The sequence below is a fragment of the Pseudomonas sp. GV047 genome (assembly GCF_003058245.1).
GTDB classification, from domain to species: Bacteria; Pseudomonadota; Gammaproteobacteria; order Pseudomonadales; family Pseudomonadaceae; genus Aquipseudomonas; species Aquipseudomonas marginalis.
Genome location: NZ_QCWA01000005.1, coordinates 144,269 through 159,600, shown reverse-complemented (window position 1 = coordinate 159,600; position 15,332 = coordinate 144,269). Strand labels below are relative to the sequence as shown.

Below are 15,332 nucleotides of genomic sequence, written 5' to 3'. Positions count from 1 at the left end.
GTGGAGCTGATCGACACCCACACCCACCTGGACTTCCCGGACTTCGACAGCGATCGCCGGGAAGTCCTCGCCCACAGCCGTGAGTTGGGCGTGCGGCGCATGGTGGTGCTGGGGGTGTATCAGCAGAACTGGCAGCGGCTGTGGGATCTGGTGCAGGCGGATGCCGGTTTGTTCGCGGCCTTTGGCCTGCATCCGGTGTACCTCGATGAGCACAAGCCCGCCGACCTGACGGAGTTGGGCGACTGGTTGACCCGCCTGCACGGCCATCGACAGCTCTGCGCGGTAGGTGAGATCGGCCTGGATTACTTTGTTGAACAGCTGGATCGCGAGGGCCAGCAAGGCCTGTTCGAAGCCCAGCTCAAACTGGCGGTGGACTTCCAGCTGCCGGCGCTGCTCCACGTACGCCGCAGCCACGCGGCCGTGATCGCCACGCTCAAGCGCATCCGCCTGCCACGGGGCGGCATCATCCACGCGTTTGCCGGCAGCCGGGAAGAAGCCCATGAATACATCAAGCTCGGGTTCAAGCTCGGCCTGGGCGGCGCAGCCACATGGCCCCAGGCCCTGCGCATGCATAAGGTGCTGGCACAGCTGCCGCTGAACGCGGTCGTACTGGAAACCGACGCCCCCGACATGGCGCCGGCCATGTACCCGGGCCAGCGCAACAGCCCGCAGCACCTGCCGGCGATCTGCACCGCCCTGGCCGAGCGTATGGGCACCAGCCCCCTAGCGCTGGCCGAGGCGAGCACACGCAATGCGTGCGAGCTGTTCAATTGGTAATACCGGGGTCACCGCTTGCAGGTTCAAGGTCATTCGCTGCCGATGACGGACATAGCGCAGCACCAGGAAGTGCACCAGCAGCACCATCAATGACACGTTGAGCTGCCCGACCACACTGATCAGGCCAATCCACTCCGTCACCAGCGCCACGATCAGCACCACGCACGTCAGCACGGCCATGCTCGGGCATACCAGCGCCCAATGGTCCAGCGCCTTGAAATGTCGCAACTGCCGGGGGCAGTTCAGCTCCAGGACGCGCTGGCAATACGGGCAATCAAAGGGTTCTTCAATGGCGATGGCGTTCAACTGCCAAGGCTTGAGTTCAAACGTGATGTCGCAATGGGCGCAGTGCCCCTTGACGCCGACTGCAGTGGTCATTGTCATGCCTCCCTTGGACCTTGATTGAGTGACACAAATCTTCACTCATTCACCCGCGCAAAAAAGGCACTCCAGGAAATCAGGACAGGCACTACACCAACCAAAGACCAATCCTACGCCACCGCCTTACACACGAAAGGCCCCGATCAGTTGCTTCAACTCGATCACCTGTATCGACAGCTGCCGGCTCGCCGCTTCAGTCTGATGCGCGCCTTGGGCTGCATGCTCGCCGGCACGATTGATTTCGACGATATTCTGGTCGATGTCATGGGCGACGGCGGTCTGCTGCTCCACCGCTGCGGCGATCTGCTGATTCTGATCGACGATCATGCCCACGGCACCGAGGATATTTTCCAGGGCTTGCTGGACCTTGTCCGACTGTTCCACGGTGCCGCTGGCCATTTCATGGCTGGTGCCCATGGCCTTCACGGCCGCTGCCACACCGCTGTGCAGGCGGCTGATCATTTGCTCGATTTCTTCGGTGGAATGCTGGGTACGCCGGGCCAGGGTTCGCACCTCGTCGGCCACCACGGCAAAGCCGCGTCCCTGCTCACCGGCCCGTGCGGCCTCGATGGCCGCATTGAGTGCCAGCAGGTTGGTTTGCTCGGCGATACTTTTGATCACCTCCAGGACGCTGCTGATGGACTGGCTGTCGGTGGCCAACTGGTTGATCACCCTAACCGACTGGTCGATCTCCGAGGCCAGCCGCGCAATGCTGCCCTGCTGGGATTGCACCAGGCCGCGGCCATTGACGGTTTCATCGTTGACGCTGTGGGCACTGCTGACCGCCGCCGCGGCACTGCGCGCCACTTCCTGGGCGGTGGAAGACATTTGGTTCATGGCCGTCGCCACCTGCTCAATCTGCATGCGCTGGCCAGAGACCGCCTGATTGCTCCGGGCCGAGACCGTTTCCACTTGGCCGGCCTGCAACTCGACCTGGCTGACGGTATGCCCGACGCGCTCGATCAAATCATGGATTTTCGCCACGGTGCCGTTGAACACTTGGCCCAGGTCGCCCAACTCATCGCGGCTTTGGGCAACAAAGGTAACGGTCATGTCGCCGGCGGCCACCTTGTCCATCATCGCCCCCAGGCGCCGTAACGTGGTGCGCGTAGACGCGTAGAACCCTGCATACAGGTAGAAGATCAGCAAAAACACCGCCGTCAGCGCCGAGACCAGCACCACCATGTGCGTACGGTTCTGCGCCAGGCGCTGCTCCAGCTGCTGCCCGAGGAACGTCAGGGTGGCGTCATCGAGCTGATAGGTGTGCTCCATCAATTGGCTGACGCTGTCATAGAAACCCTGCCACGGCGCGTCAAGGGTTTCGGCCATCACCACCTGCTCTTCAAACAATTCACTGCCGTGCTTGAGGCTGGCATTGCTGGCCTTCGCCAGGCTGTCGAGCGCCGCGTGCGCGGCGTTGCTGGAGCCCAGGACGTCCTGCAATTTCAAGGCGTATTCGGCCTGGAGCTTTTCCAACTGTTGCAGCAGTTCGTCGAAGCGGGTACTGGAAGATGAGTTGAGAAAACCCTGGCCCAGGGAGTAGGCCCCCATCGCCCGGCCTTCTCCCAGGGTCTGGGTGACCTGCGGGGTGACACTGGTGATCAGCTCGCTGAGCTGGCGCAAGTCACTCTGGGGGTCGCGGCTCAAGCCGGACTGGCTGGCAATGATCTGGCTGAGCATCTGGGCCTTGTTGAGCAACTTGCCGATCAACGCACTTTTGCTCTGCAGCGAGCTTTCCTGTTGCTGGGCCTGGAAGGCGGTGATCAGTTCGTCACGCTTACCTTCAAAGGCGGCGATTTGCTCAGGTTCGGCAGCCATCGGGGTGAGGCCTTGCAGACGGGCGAGCACGCTCTGCTCCAGGGCGCTGATCTTGCCCTCAAGGTCAGCGGCCTTGCCGGACTGGCCAAGTATTGCGTTGATCTGCACCTGGTTATTGAGGGTTTCCAGGTCACGGCGCAGGACCAGGCTGCTGCCGAGCAAATCCAGGCTTTGCAGCTCGACACGGGTGCCCTGGAATTCGCGCCAGGAATCGCGCACCAGGTAATAGTTGGTGGCCAGCATCGGCAGCAGGAACAGCACGCTGATCAGGCTGAACTTCATGCCGAAGCTAAGACGGTTCATCAGCGCGACGGCGGGATAGAGCAAGCTCTTCACAGGTGACCTCCCCTTTGTTTTATTTTTATTCAGGCGCAGGGCGGCGGCAGAAAGCCACTATTTGGCGCTCTGTCTGTATAGCTCAATTTGAAAGGGAGTTTTGTAACGTAAAGTTAACGGACGAGGATTGCAGCGGGCTGCTGCGCAGCCCGGCGCGGGCGGTGCGACGATTCGACAAGCCCGCTTATCACAGGAGTCAGGGCAACACGGTCCAAATGGCGAAACCGGCATACCACAGCACCGCCGCACGCAGCAGCAGTTCCCACAGGCGATCCAGGCTGTTGATGCCATCGGCACCCACGGCCGGAGGCGGGATTTCAGCCGCGACCAGGCCAACTTTTTCCACCAGTTGCGCCGCGCTGATGTCCCAGCTCAGCAACTCGTGAAGCATGACACGGCTGACCGCGACGAAATTGCCCACCAGGGCAAAACTGGCCGCCAGCAGGCGCACCGGCAGCCAGTCGAACGCGTGACGCAATTGCCCGGCGCGCTCGGCCACCAGAGGGTTGTGGCTGTGCTCACTGGCGAGCGCCAGCAGTCGATAGGCCAGCGCGGCGACCGGCCCCAACAGGAAGTACCAGAAAATCACGGCAAAGAAGCTCTGGTAGGCCTGCCACAACAGATGGCCCTGGACCCGCTCCAGCAGTTGCTCGCCGCTGTCGGCGCCCAGCTTCAGGTCGCGCTCGGCCACATGTTCGGCCGCCTGCAGGTCACCACGGCGCCATGCATCGCGAAATGGCCCCAGCCCAGCCAATAGATCGCCACGGCCCAGGCTGTAGATCACCACCAGCAAGTGCACCGGCAGCGCCAACAAACCATAGGCCACCGGCTCCAGCACCAGCAACAACAACGCCAGCAACGCCACCGGCAGCAACACCAGCAGGAGCAGAATCAGCCACGGCTGCTTGCCCATGCGCGGGCTCGACTCCAACTTGGCCAATTCGCGCAACCAGCCGCCATCACGCTGCAACCGCTGGCGCAGGGCCGAGAACTTCTCGATCCACACGGCCAGCACCAACACCAGAAAACTCATCGTGCGTGTCCTCCATCCTGCAGGGCGCTGCGAAAGCGCACCCAATCAAAAGCGGGGCCGGGATCGGTCTTGCGCCCCGGAGCGATATCGCTATGGCCGCAGATACGCTGCGGCGTAATACCTGGATAGGCTGCCAGCAACTGCCGTGTCAGGTCGACCAGCGACACATACTGGGGGTTGGTGAACGGCAAATCATCCGTACCTTCAAGCTCTATGCCCAGGGAAAAGTCATTGCACGTCTCACGCCCTTCGAAACACGAGACCCCGGCATGCCAGGCCCGGTCTATGCAGGATACAAACTGCGTCACGGTGCCATCGCGCTCAATCAGAAAATGCGCAGACACCCGTAGGTCGGCAATCCCTTCAAAGTAGGGATGTTCCGTGACGTCCAGGCGATTCTGGAAAAATTCCTGCACTTTGCCGGTAGCGAACTGTGCGGGTGGCAGGCTGATGTTATGCACCACCAACAGTGAGATTTCGCCTGCCGGGCGCTCGTTGAAGTTGGGTGAAGGGCAATGGCGAATGCCCTGGCACCAGCCGCTGGCGGGGTCCAACTGCATACAGGATCCTTGAACGTGACTAAGTGTGACCAGTATGCCGCGTTCGACCCCGTGGTTGCGATCACTTGCCGCGATTGAGTTGACGCAGCTTGCCCACCACCGCCGCCAGCGCCCGCTCGAACAGCGGCTCATCGTCGAGGTTATGCAGCGCGCCACGCTTGAATGCCATCGCCAGTTGGCCGGCACTCTTCTCCAGGACCTTGAGCCCGGTACGGCCGACGAAAATATAGGTGTTGGCCGGCGCCATGATCGCCGTCAGCTTGCACCGCAGGGTGCCTGCCTGGCCCTGCTGGAACACGACCCAGTCACCGACGCGCAATTGGTGCACCTTGGCCAGGTCCGGATCATCCTCCGGCAGGCCCTCGACGGGATCGAGCGGCAGTACGCTGAACACAAAGGGTTCACGCACTTCGAGCCATCCATCGCCACCCTCGGGCGGTCGGACATGCAGGGTCTGCAAGCGCACAAAAAAATCACGGGTGCTGAAGGGGTCGAATGCAGCGCTGGTCAACCCGTCGCGCAGTGCCTTGAGCAACCCGGGCAACTGCTCCAGCAAGTGCACCCCGGCTTCAGTGTCTGCCGGCAGGCTGACACTCCAGATCAGCTCATCCATGGTGCGCAGCCCTGCTTGCCATTGCACCGACTGCTCGCCGTGCTTGAGGCTGGCCAGCAACAGCACCTGGCTCCAGGCCTGTTGCAGGAACTGCACCACCGCCTGCGGCAAAACCTTGCCCAGCATCCGTCGATTCAGTACCTCGGCCACCCGTGCCCGCGCCGCTTCTGTACGCACGCGCCCTTCTTCAGCATGGCGGGTGTGCTGTTCAAGCAATTCGCTGCGACGACGCTCATCGGCAGTGAACGCGGTGAATTCAGTCAGCAATTGGGAAAAAATCGCCGGATCTTCAACAAACTCATTGAGTAAACGCTGAACCACCTGCTCTATGCGCAGGTACAGGCTGTCGCGCTGGAAGTCATCGACCGGGCTCCAGCCCATGGCGGTGGTAGCGATTTCATTCAACAGGCGCCGCGCCGGATGACCGGGGCGACTGAAAAAACTCTTGTCCAGCACCGCCACTTTCAGCATCGGGATCTGCAGGCGGCCGATCAAGGCCTTGAAGGCGTCCGGCACTGCGCGGTCATTGAGGATGAATTCGAACAGCAGGGCGATCAGGTTGATCACATCTTCATCCGCATCCTCCACCACCCGCGACTTGCCACTCTTGACGCTGACGCGGGTAAGCAACTGCTCGAGCTGGTTACGCAGGTCGAAATCATCCTCGGCTTCCGGCTCCGGGACGTACTGCTGCAAATGGGATAACAGCCGCAACAGGTCGCGGGTGGCGATGGGCTGGGGTTCGGCACTGGCTTCAAGGGTAGGCGACACGCTACCGCGCACGACGGTCAACAACGCCTGCAAGGCGCTGAAGGCTTGCTGGCCATTTTCGTCGACGTGTTGGTCGGTGCTCGGCAATACCTCTTCACGCTGATGATCACGGGCGGCACGGCCACAGGGGCGGCGGGACGGCGCGGCCTTGAGTTCCGGCAACACGCCGGTCGCGACCAGCAGCTGATTGGCTTCACCGTACAGTTGGTCAGCATCACTGAGTACGTACTTTTCAAACAGCTTGAGCATGATCAGCTTGACGCGGATCTCCACGCCCAGGCTACGCCCGGCACGCAGGAAAAACTCGCACAGCAGCGCCGGACCCAGGGGGTTCTCACTGTCGTCCAGGCGATTGCCGAGCAAGGCACTCAAGCGTGCCGTGAGTTGCGACAGCGCCAGGCCGTCGCGGTGGCGCACCCGGCCCAGCATGGCCTCAAGCGCGACGGCTTTTTCCAGGTCATCCTTGGACGTGCCTGAGGCCGCGTCATAGGACACCACCGGCACCAACTGAAGTTCACCACGGCCCGCCAGCCCCAGGTTGCCAAAGGCTTCGAACAGCCGCTCCATGAACACGCGCTCGAAATTCTTGCGCTTGAGGCGCAGGTCGCGCATGGCTTCAAAGAAGATATGGTGGTCCACGTTGTTGCGGGCCTTGTCGGCCATTTCGAACAAGGTGTCGTCGGCGTTATCGAACAGTTCCTGTAAACCCTGCTGTAACTGCTGCGCCGCCTTATCGCGAACCTGCAGCAGCACCACCGGCAGGCGCGCGAGCGGCGATGGCGTGGCTTGTGCCTTGTTGATTGGCACCACCTTTCCGTCATTGTGCATCCTGGCCTCCTGAAACGGCGGTAAAGCGTTGGGGAAAGATCGGGTACAGGCCCAATAAGGCTGTGGATAACCGGTTATCACCAGGACGTCAAAGCTATGACGCCAATTGCAAGGCGCGAGATTATCTTGCAAATGAGTGCCGTTGCGCCAGCAAACTCTGACATTGCGCTGTAAATGAGTGGTGAGCCTGGGTTCAAACGCACGCTGCCCCTATAATCGGGACACTTTGTTTGTGGAGCCTGTTATGCCGAACCTCCGTCTTGCCGACCTCACCGCCGAAATCGAAGCCAACGTGCGCCGCGCGCTCCTGGAAGACATCGGCAGCGGCGACATCACCGCACAGTTGATTCCGGCCGAACGGCTGGCCACGGCCACCATCATTACCCGCGATGCCGCCGTCATCGCCGGCACTGCGTGGGTGGATGCCGTATTCCGCCAACTGGACCCACGGGTCGCCGTGCACTGGCAGGTGGCCGACGGCGAACGTGTCAGCCCCAACCAGGCACTGTTCCACCTGGAGGGGCCGGCGCGCTCGCTGCTCAGTGGCGAGCGCTCTGCCCTGAACTTCCTGCAGTTGCTGTCCGGAGTCGCCACCCGCGCCCGGTTCCTGGCGGATTTTGTCGCCAGCACCCAGGTCAAGCTGCTGGACACTCGAAAAACCCTGCCCGGCCTGCGCCTGGCGCAGAAATACGCGGTGACCTGCGGTGGCTGCCACAACCACCGTATCGGTTTGTATGACGCGTTCCTGATCAAGGAAAACCACATCGCTGCCAGCGGCGGGATTGCCCAAGCCATCAGCGCCGCCCACAAGATTGCACCCGGCAAGCCGGTGGAAATCGAAGTGGAGAGCCTGGACGAACTGCGCGAAGCGCTGGCGGCGGGCGCCGACATCGTCATGCTTGATGAGTTGAGCCTGGAAGATATGCGTGAAGCCGTGCGCCTGAATGGCGGCAAGGCCAAGCTGGAAGCCAGCGGCGGGATCAATGAAAGCACCCTGCTGCCTATCGCGGAGACGGGGGTGGACTACATCTCCATTGGTGCGATGACCAAGGATGTGAAGGCGGTGGATTTGTCGATGCGCCTCAGTATCTGAGGAGAGGGCAAGCGGTGAGCTTCAAGCTGCAAGAGGGCTGCGTTCCAACTTGCAGCTTGCAGCTTGAAACTTGCAGCAGCGTCTAAACGACCAGGTCATTCATCTCGCAATACTCTTCCCATTCGACACCCAGCACCTCGGCCGCCTCTTTGTGCAAGGCCAGCCGTGCCGCTTCGAACTCTTCCGGCGTCGAGGTGTACTTGAGGGTCAGTTCCCAAGGCTGGAAGCCCTGGCTCTCGGCCTCGTCCTCAAACGCCCACTGGATCTGGTCGCGCTGATCATCGGCGCTCAGGTCCTTGATCTCTTCTTTAAGCTGCGGCGACTCCTCAAGGTATTTTTCGAGGGCTGCTTGATGCCGAACTTCCTGGGTCATTTCAGTCGTGGTCATGTCGTTCTCTTAGATCGAGGAATGGGGATGCATCTGGGTCATCAAGGTTGCGCAGATACAAAAGAGCCGGCACACGTGCCAACTCGTCTGGCCTTCAGAACCATTCTGGGATCATCTGAAAACATTGCCTTTGAAGCAGTATTGCCTTTTTGCCCGAGACAGGAATCGAACCTGCGACCTTCGCGTTACGAGTGCGCTGCTCTACCAACTGAGCTACACGGGCGGTGGGCTAAAGCTAGCACCGCATCGGGCGTCCGGCAACTTACGCCCTTCAACGGGCAATGACCCCCTGAGCCCAGAAGCGTGGTTGCAGGTAGTTACCTTTGCGGTCCTGGTACTGCTGCTGGGCTTGTTGGAGGTGAGGCACATCGCGCACCGCGATAAATACCAACAGACCAACGGCCAACACACCCAAGGCTTTCCATAGGTTCCGCGCCAACGGCAGCACAGCGCTTGCTGGCACGCGCAACTCATGCAGCGCCATCAGCCAGCCCACCACCAGCGCCAACCAGACCTGGGAGTTGGGCATCACGATCACGCCATCGACCATGGACTGCACCAGCGTCCCCACCAACGCCGCAAACAGGCACAAGCGCAGCAGGTCAACCCGCGCGGCGGACAGCGCTCGCTCGCGCAGCACAGCCAAGGTGGTCCAGCCGCCTCGCCATGCCAACACCGCCACGCACAGCGCCGAGGGCACACCCCATTCGCTGGCCCATTGCAGAATCGCCTGATGGGGATGAGCGGCAATCCTGTTGGCAATATCGGCAAAATGCATCGGCCCAAAACCAAGCCACGGGCGCTCGACAAGCATATGCCACGCCTGCCACCAGATCGGGCCCCGTCCCGACAGCGAGGTGGTGAGGCGATCTGCGGCATCACTGGTGAGTTCAATCCCCAGGTAACCCGCCAGCCCCGTGAATATCAGCCAATACAGCAACAGCCCAACCGACACCGCGACCAATTGCCAGCCCAGCCAGCGACGCCCCCATGGCCCAAGCAGCGCCAACACCACGCCCGCCACGCCCATGCCAAGCCAGGTACCCCGCGTACCGCCGCTGATTGCTATCAGCCACCAGACACACAGCAACGCAAACACCATCCCCCGCAAGGCGCGGGAGACATTGGGCATCAGCAAAGGCAGCGCCAGCAATGGCAAGGTAAATGTCTGAAACTGTCCGTAGAAACGCTTGTTGGAAAAGCCGGAGAGCAGTCGGTCAGGATCCAGCATGCGCTCGCCGCTGGTGAACGCCAGCGTACCGGCATACAGATACTGGAGCGACTTGATCAGGCACAGCAACACCACAACCAGGATCAGCACGCGATCCAGAGGCTCGCCGCCGTGACGACGAAGCAGGGCAAAGGCGACGGCAATCGCCGCGCAGCTGACAAACAGCGCCACTTCGGTGAGTGCCCACAGCGGCTGATGGGCCAGCGCCGAGGACAGCAGGCCCAGCACCACAACCAGCACAACGCCCCAGGCAGTGGGCCTGTCTACCCAAGGTTCAGTGGAGGTAACCGATAACCCATACAGCACCGCGCAAAACCCGATGGCAATTTGCATGACACGCTGTAGATCATGCCCGCCGAACGGTGCACAGATGCCGACACTCAACAGGCACACCGCTGCTACCAGGAAAACACCGCCTCGCTGCTGTACGGATAACACCATCGGCCACCTCTACTTCCCTGTGGATGGTTTAGCAGTTATGCGCCGTCGGCGCCGCAGCCCTTGCTGGCATATTTCGCTTCAGCGGTCGTCGCGCACTTCCAGCCGGCGGCGCTGCGGACCAGGGTGATGGTCTTGCCCAGCACCGGTGCCGGTGCGTCGAGTATTTCGCAGCTGATGGAGCCCGCCCCCGTGGCCACATCGCCTGCCACATCGATCTTGCAGTTGGCCGTAGGGCTGGTGCCGCCGATCAAGGCCACGGTAGGTACGGTGCCCTGGTTGATGGTGTCTTCGTAACCGGCCTTCAACGCGGCAATTTCAGCCAGGCCGGCAGTGAACTTGGCCTTGGCCTGGTGGGTGGTGTACATGGGCAGGCCGATGGTGGCCAAAATGCCGATGATTGCCACGACGATCAACAACTCGATCAAGGTAAAGCCTTTCTGACGTATCACATTCACTCTCCCGAATAGAACTCATGACAAGGCGCGTCCCGCACCCCGTTTTTGCAACGGCGCCAGTGTACTCACCCGCAAGCGGCCAATCGCGCTCAAGACGCACATTCTGACATTTTTATCCTGCGCCATCGGCATGCCCGAATCCGTCACCTGACTAAGCTATAAATCTTCGACAGCCTGTATGCGGAACCGCGACATGGACAACGCTTCAACGACTTACGCCTGGGAAGGCATCAACCGCAAAGGGCGCAGGGTGTCCGGGCAAACCAAGGGGCACAACGCAGCCTTGGTCAAGGCACAACTGCGCCAGCAAGGGATCAGCCCCGGTCGTGTGCGCAAGCAATCCCCGCTGCTGCCAAGCCTCACCCCATCAGTCAAAGCGGCTGACATCACGCTGTTCACGCGCCAACTGGCGACGCTGCTGAAGGCTGGGGTTCCACTCCTGCAAGCCTTCGACATCATCAGCGAAGGCGTCGACAATCGCGCTGTGCGTGAGCAGGTGCTGGGACTTAAACAGGCGATCGCCGCCGGCAGCAGCCTGGCTGAGGCATTTCGCAAACAACCGCGTTATTTCGATGAGCTGTACTGCAACCTGGTGGCCGCCGGCGAACAGGCCGGGGCGCTTGAGACACTGCTGGAAAGGGTGGCGATCCACCGGGAAAAGAGTGAACAGCTCAAGGCCAGGATCAAAAAGGCCATGACCTACCCCATTGCTGTCCTGGTGGTTGCCAGCCTGGTCACCGGCATACTGCTGGTCCACGTGGTACCGCAGTTCCAGGCCCTGTTCGCCGGAGTCGACGGCAAACTGCCGGCATTTACCTTGCACGTGATCGCCCTGTCGGCGTTCATGCAGCACGCATGGTGGATGCTGGTATTGGGCATAGTCGCGGGAGCCGCTGGGCTGCGCCAGGCCTATCGGGCTTCGTCGGGCTTTCGCTACTGGCTGGACACAGGTTTGTTGAAAGCGCCCCTGGCAGGCAAACTGCTGACAAAATCCGCCGTGGCCCGCTACGCCCGCACGCTCTCCACGACCTTCGCCGCCGGTGTTCCACTGGTCCAGGCATTGGATTCAGTCGCCGGCGCCGTGGGAAACGACCCGTTCAAACAGGCAATCGAACATATGCGTCACGATGTATCCAACGGCATGCAACTGAATCAATCCATGCTCAACAGCGGCCTGTTTCCCGGCATGGCGATCCAACTGACAGCGATCGGCGAAGAGTCGGGCACCCTGGAACACATGCTGGAAAAGGTCGCCAGCCACTATGAGGCTGACGTGGACAACCTGGTCGACAACCTCACCAGCCTGATGGAGCCACTGATCATGGTGGTGCTGGGGGGCATCGTCGGCGCGCTGGTCATCGCCATGTACCTGCCGGTCTTCCAGCTGGGGAGTGCATTTTGAGCCTGCTGCTGAACGAGCACCCATTGGCCTTTGTCACCATCGCGCTGTTACTGGGGCTGATCGTCGGCAGCTTCCTCAACGTGCTGGTCTGGCGCCTGCCAAAAATGCTCGAACGGGAATGGCGTGCCCAGGCCCATGAAGTGCTCGGCTTGCCTGCCGAACCTGGCGGGCCGACCTACAACCTGATGCACCCCAACTCATGCTGCCCACACTGTGACCATCCCATCCGGCCGTGGGAAAATATCCCACTGCTCAGCTACCTGATGCTCAGGGGGCGCTGCGCCCATTGCCAGGGAGCCATCAGCCCCCGCTACCCTTTCACGGAACTCGCCTGTGGGTTGATCTCAGCCTGGGTTGCCTGGCATTTCGGCTTTGGCTGGCAGGCCGCAGCGGTGCTGGTGTTGAGTTGGGGGTTGCTGGCAATGAGCCTGATCGACGCAGACCACCAGTTGCTGCCTGATGTGCTGGTGCTGCCATTGCTGTGGCTGGGGCTGATCGTCAACAGCTTTGGATTACTGACGACATTACCCGACGCACTATGGGGCACCGTGATCGGCTACATGAGCCTGTGGAGCGTGTTCTGGCTGTTCAAGCTGGTCACCGGCAAAGACGGCATGGGCCACGGTGATTTCAAGTTACTGGCCTTGCTCGGCGCCTGGGGCGGCTGGCAGATATTGCCGATGACACTGTTGATGTCGTCGCTGGTGGGGGTGTTTGTCGGGTTGATCCTGATGCGCCTGCGCAAGACCCTGGCGTCCACGCCGATGCCGTTTGGTCCGTATCTGGCAATTGCCGGCTGGATTGCATTGCTCTGGGGTGGTCAAATAACCGACTTCTATTTGCAGTCTGTCGGTTTCAGATGACCACTCCTGTTGCAACACCTTGGATTCTCGGCCTCACCGGTGGCATCGGCAGCGGTAAAAGTGCGGCAGCCCAGCACTTTATCGACCTGGGCATTGACCTGGTGGACGCCGATCACGCCGCGCGCTGGGTGGTCGAACCCGGCCGGCCGGCGCTGGCCCGCATCGCCGAGCATTTTGGTGCCGGCGTATTGCAGCCTGACGGCCAGTTGGACCGCGCCGCGTTGCGCAAGCTGATCTTTGAGGTGCCCGAAGAGCGCCGCTGGCTGGAAGCCTTGCTGCACCCGTTGATTGGCGAGGAGATTCGCAGTCACCTGGCTCGCGCCCGCTCGCCTTACGCGATCCTGGTGTCCCCGCTGCTGATCGAATCCGGCCAGTACAGCATGACCCAGCGCATCCTGGTGATCGACGTGCCGCAATCGCTGCAGATTCAGCGTACCCTGCAGCGCGACGGCATCAGCGAACAACAGGTTCAGGCAATTCTCAAGGCACAGTCCAGCCGTGAAGACCGCCTGAACCATGCCGATGACGTGCTGGTCAATGACCAGGATCTCGCCTGGCTGCACAGCGAGGTCGAGCGACTGCACCACTTTTACCTTACTTTGCGTGGAGGCCGATCATGAGCCAACCCTTGACCGTCGACTGCCCAACCTGCGGTGCACCCGTGGAATGGAATGCAGCCAACCCCAACCGGCCGTTCTGCTCGGACCGTTGCAAACTCATCGACCTGGGCGCGTGGGCCGCCGAGGAACACAAGATTCCCGTGGCGCCGGATGCCGAAGACGAGCTGTTTTCCGAAGACTTGCCGCCGCGCCACTAAGGCCGCATAAAGGCGTATTCCTGCTGGTCGTCGAGGTTTTCTGCGAGGTATTGCAGCTCGTCGGCCAGGTCTTCGAAGCTGCGTACGCCCTTGCTCTGCTGCACCACCGCGCTGAGCATGGCGCGCAGGGTCAAGCCCGGGTCGAAACCGATTTCCTGTGCCGCATCCTGGCTCCTGCGCAACTCCTGCCGTGCCCACTCGTACACACTCATGATTCGTGCTCCCGCCTTGCCTAGGAAAATTTCGCAGAGCATGGGCCTGCTCGGCTGCGCGGGATTTGATCTGGGTCAACGCTGCGATTCGTCATCCTTCCAGGGCGCCGAGAGGTAGCGTGTGCGGTTGAATGTCTCCAGCCATTCCGGACAAAACACCACCAGGGCGCTGATCACCATGCCGTTGATAAAGGCTTCGGGGAAGATGATCAGCCACAGGTAGCCGACGAAATCCTCCAGCCATTCAGGCATGGCAAAACGACCGTCGAACCACAGCAACCCCAGCCCCAGCAGCAGGCAAAACAAGGCCGACAACGCGGCAGCAAAAAAACCGGAGCAGAAGATATACACGAAGGGATTGCGCGGCTGCGCTCGCTCGACCACAAGCGCACAGCCTTCGGTGACCAGCACCGGCAGCACGATCAGCAGCAGGCCGTTGACGCCAAGGACTGCCAGGTCCTGGCGCCCAAGCAGCATTAACCCGAACTGGGCGGCAAAACCACCAACGATGGCCAGGGGCCAATCCAACAGCAGGGTTACGGCGGTCATACCGATAAAGTGGTAGGACACACCGGTGTCGAAATCCCGTCTTACCAGCCACAACATGAACAGCGCGAACACCGTACCGAACAGCAAATGCTGGCGCCGCCGGTCGGCAAACAACTCGACCCAGGGCGAACGCAGGATCGCCCACAGCAGTACCGGTGCATACAACAGCCAGCCGATGCCGAGGGTTGTGGGCGCCAGCACTGCGGCACTGATCACGGCTTCACCTGCTCCAGGGCCTGGCGCAATTCGACAGCGGTGCCGTATTCATGTTGGGAAACCAACTTACCGTTATCCAACTGCAGCCACAGCACTTTATCCGCCGCCGCGGAATAACGCGGGGCGATACGTGCGTCACGGTCCAGCATGACGCGGTAGTTGTAGGATTGCATGGCCGGTACCGCGAACAGTTTGGCGATCAGTCGAGGCATGCGCTGAATGTCAGCGACGAACACCGCATGCCGCGCTTCGAGGTAGCCTGCAGGTTGGCCTTGCAGCGCCGCGTCGACCAGCTTGGCCGCGTCCATGCTGCGCACCACCAACAGAATCCGTGCCTGGTTATCGAGGGTATAGGCTTGGTCGAATTGATCGAGCAAGGTCCAGGGAGCGAGGCGTTCGCCCACTTCAACAGCCTGTGCCCATACCGGCAAAAGACTCAGCAACATCACCACCAGACACTTCACCGCACGCTCCTCATAAGGGGGTAATTACGCTTGAAAGGCCAGTCTACACCCTGGCTTTTGCAGCAGGACTTCCTGCGGTCATCA

General features: G+C 61.2%; 17 protein-coding genes, 1 tRNA gene and 1 pseudogene. 6 read left to right on the top strand and 13 right to left on the bottom strand.

What is annotated here, in order from left to right:
- Positions 1-777 carry a TatD family hydrolase gene (locus C8K58_RS14475; RefSeq protein WP_065924092.1) on the top strand — a complete coding sequence of 259 codons (777 nt, stop codon included), beginning with the start codon at positions 1-3 and terminating at the stop codon, positions 775-777.
- On the opposite strand, the gene C8K58_RS14470 is transcribed toward C8K58_RS14475, so the two are convergent.
- The 6 genes and pseudogenes from C8K58_RS14470 to C8K58_RS14450 all read right to left on the bottom strand — a co-directional run bounded on the left by C8K58_RS14470 (position 724) and on the right by C8K58_RS14450 (position 7,117).
- Positions 724-1,155, bottom strand: a complete 432-nt coding sequence (locus C8K58_RS14470) for a hypothetical protein (protein WP_092358798.1) — start codon at positions 1,153-1,155, stop codon at positions 724-726. The two genes, C8K58_RS14475 and C8K58_RS14470, sit on opposite strands and share 54 nt — an antisense overlap.
- A gap of 126 nt (positions 1,156-1,281) precedes the next feature.
- The gene (locus C8K58_RS33115; RefSeq protein WP_370671242.1) at positions 1,282-1,986 is read right to left on the bottom strand and encodes a methyl-accepting chemotaxis protein; all 705 of its coding nucleotides are present in this window, start codon (positions 1,984-1,986) and stop codon (positions 1,282-1,284) included.
- 153 nt (positions 1,987-2,139) lie between these two features.
- Positions 2,140-2,343 (bottom strand): annotated as a pseudogene (locus tag C8K58_RS33110) (HAMP domain-containing protein); the annotation flags it as partial.
- Positions 2,344-3,508: 1,165 nt separating this feature from the next.
- Positions 3,509-4,345: a regulatory signaling modulator protein AmpE gene (gene ampE / locus C8K58_RS14460; RefSeq protein ID WP_098480387.1), complete on the bottom strand. Its 837-nt coding sequence runs from the start codon at positions 4,343-4,345 to the stop codon at positions 3,509-3,511.
- A complete protein-coding gene (gene ampD / locus C8K58_RS14455; protein WP_027604879.1) occupies positions 4,342-4,905 on the bottom strand; it encodes a 1,6-anhydro-N-acetylmuramyl-L-alanine amidase AmpD in 564 nt (187 codons plus the stop codon). The genes ampE and ampD overlap by 4 nt, the downstream gene beginning before the upstream one ends.
- Positions 4,906-4,966: 61 nt before the next feature.
- Positions 4,967-7,117, bottom strand: coding sequence for a DUF1631 domain-containing protein (locus C8K58_RS14450; protein WP_108573877.1), 2,151 nt, complete (start codon positions 7,115-7,117; stop codon positions 4,967-4,969).
- Between the two features lie 244 nt (positions 7,118-7,361).
- Here C8K58_RS14450 and nadC point away from each other — a divergent pair, with 244 nt between their 5' ends.
- Positions 7,362-8,210, top strand: a complete 849-nt coding sequence (nadC, locus tag C8K58_RS14445; RefSeq protein ID WP_027604881.1) for a carboxylating nicotinate-nucleotide diphosphorylase — start codon at positions 7,362-7,364, stop codon at positions 8,208-8,210.
- An 82-nt stretch (positions 8,211-8,292) separates the two neighbouring features.
- Here the strand turns inward: nadC and C8K58_RS14440 are convergent, their stop codons facing one another.
- From C8K58_RS14440 to C8K58_RS14425, 4 genes are all read right to left on the bottom strand, one after another.
- Positions 8,293-8,598, bottom strand: a complete 306-nt coding sequence (locus C8K58_RS14440) for a DUF6388 family protein (protein ID WP_027604882.1) — start codon at positions 8,596-8,598, stop codon at positions 8,293-8,295.
- A 150-nt stretch (positions 8,599-8,748) separates the two neighbouring features.
- Positions 8,749-8,821: transfer RNA gene (locus C8K58_RS14435), tRNA-Thr, on the bottom strand.
- Positions 8,822-8,869: 48 nt separating this feature from the next.
- Positions 8,870-10,270, bottom strand: coding sequence for an O-antigen ligase (locus tag C8K58_RS14430; RefSeq protein WP_027604883.1), 1,401 nt, complete (start codon positions 10,268-10,270; stop codon positions 8,870-8,872).
- A 35-nt stretch (positions 10,271-10,305) separates the two neighbouring features.
- Positions 10,306-10,716 carry a pilin gene (locus tag C8K58_RS14425; protein ID WP_027604884.1) on the bottom strand — a complete coding sequence of 137 codons (411 nt, stop codon included), beginning with the start codon at positions 10,714-10,716 and terminating at the stop codon, positions 10,306-10,308.
- A gap of 202 nt (positions 10,717-10,918) precedes the next feature.
- Here C8K58_RS14425 and C8K58_RS14420 point away from each other — a divergent pair, with 202 nt between their 5' ends.
- From C8K58_RS14420 to yacG, 4 genes are read left to right on the top strand one after another with little or no spacing between them, the layout of a single operon-like run.
- On the top strand, positions 10,919-12,127 hold the full coding sequence (locus C8K58_RS14420) for a type II secretion system F family protein (RefSeq protein ID WP_108573876.1): 1,209 nt from the start codon (positions 10,919-10,921) through the stop codon (positions 12,125-12,127).
- Positions 12,124-12,990, top strand: coding sequence for an A24 family peptidase (locus tag C8K58_RS14415; protein WP_027604886.1), 867 nt, complete (start codon positions 12,124-12,126; stop codon positions 12,988-12,990). Before C8K58_RS14420 ends, C8K58_RS14415 begins: the two co-directional genes overlap by 4 nt.
- Positions 12,987-13,610 carry a dephospho-CoA kinase gene (coaE, locus tag C8K58_RS14410; protein ID WP_027604887.1) on the top strand — a complete coding sequence of 208 codons (624 nt, stop codon included), beginning with the start codon at positions 12,987-12,989 and terminating at the stop codon, positions 13,608-13,610. Before C8K58_RS14415 ends, coaE begins: the two co-directional genes overlap by 4 nt.
- The gene (yacG, locus tag C8K58_RS14405) at positions 13,607-13,807 is read left to right on the top strand and encodes a DNA gyrase inhibitor YacG (RefSeq protein WP_027604888.1); all 201 of its coding nucleotides are present in this window, start codon (positions 13,607-13,609) and stop codon (positions 13,805-13,807) included. Before coaE ends, yacG begins: the two co-directional genes overlap by 4 nt.
- Here yacG and C8K58_RS14400 read toward each other — a convergent pair.
- The 3 genes from C8K58_RS14400 to C8K58_RS14390 all read right to left on the bottom strand — a co-directional run bounded on the left by C8K58_RS14400 (position 13,804) and on the right by C8K58_RS14390 (position 15,248).
- Positions 13,804-14,019, bottom strand: a complete 216-nt coding sequence (locus tag C8K58_RS14400) for a hypothetical protein (RefSeq protein WP_003171680.1) — start codon at positions 14,017-14,019, stop codon at positions 13,804-13,806. The genes yacG and C8K58_RS14400 overlap by 4 nt on opposite strands.
- Positions 14,020-14,094: 75 nt before the next feature.
- Positions 14,095-14,784 carry an energy-coupling factor ABC transporter permease gene (locus C8K58_RS14395; RefSeq protein ID WP_108573875.1) on the bottom strand — a complete coding sequence of 230 codons (690 nt, stop codon included), beginning with the start codon at positions 14,782-14,784 and terminating at the stop codon, positions 14,095-14,097.
- Positions 14,781-15,248 carry an FAD/FMN-containing dehydrogenase gene (locus C8K58_RS14390; RefSeq protein ID WP_108573874.1) on the bottom strand — a complete coding sequence of 156 codons (468 nt, stop codon included), beginning with the start codon at positions 15,246-15,248 and terminating at the stop codon, positions 14,781-14,783. The genes C8K58_RS14395 and C8K58_RS14390 overlap by 4 nt, the downstream gene beginning before the upstream one ends.
- Between the last annotated feature and the right edge of the window lie 84 nt (positions 15,249-15,332).

Coding starts and splice junctions, on each gene's coding strand:
- C8K58_RS14420 (WP_108573876.1), top strand. CDS start 10,919: ATGGACAACGCTTCAACGACTTACGCCTGGGAAGGCATCAACCGCAAA.
- yacG (WP_027604888.1), top strand. CDS start 13,607: ATGAGCCAACCCTTGACCGTCGACTGCCCAACCTGCGGTGCACCCGTG.
- C8K58_RS33115 (WP_370671242.1), bottom strand. CDS start 1,986: ATGTCTTCCACCGCCCAGGAAGTGGCGCGCAGTGCCGCGGCGGCGGTC.
- C8K58_RS14470 (WP_092358798.1), bottom strand. CDS start 1,155: ATGACCACTGCAGTCGGCGTCAAGGGGCACTGCGCCCATTGCGACATC.
- C8K58_RS14440 (WP_027604882.1), bottom strand. CDS start 8,598: ATGACCACGACTGAAATGACCCAGGAAGTTCGGCATCAAGCAGCCCTC.
- nadC (WP_027604881.1), top strand. CDS start 7,362: ATGCCGAACCTCCGTCTTGCCGACCTCACCGCCGAAATCGAAGCCAAC.
- C8K58_RS14450 (WP_108573877.1), bottom strand. CDS start 7,117: ATGCACAATGACGGAAAGGTGGTGCCAATCAACAAGGCACAAGCCACG.
- coaE (WP_027604887.1), top strand. CDS start 12,987: ATGACCACTCCTGTTGCAACACCTTGGATTCTCGGCCTCACCGGTGGC.
- C8K58_RS14430 (WP_027604883.1), bottom strand. CDS start 10,270: ATGGTGTTATCCGTACAGCAGCGAGGCGGTGTTTTCCTGGTAGCAGCG.
- ampE (WP_098480387.1), bottom strand. CDS start 4,345: ATGAGTTTTCTGGTGTTGGTGCTGGCCGTGTGGATCGAGAAGTTCTCG.
- C8K58_RS14400 (WP_003171680.1), bottom strand. CDS start 14,019: ATGAGTGTGTACGAGTGGGCACGGCAGGAGTTGCGCAGGAGCCAGGAT.
- ampD (WP_027604879.1), bottom strand. CDS start 4,905: ATGCAGTTGGACCCCGCCAGCGGCTGGTGCCAGGGCATTCGCCATTGC.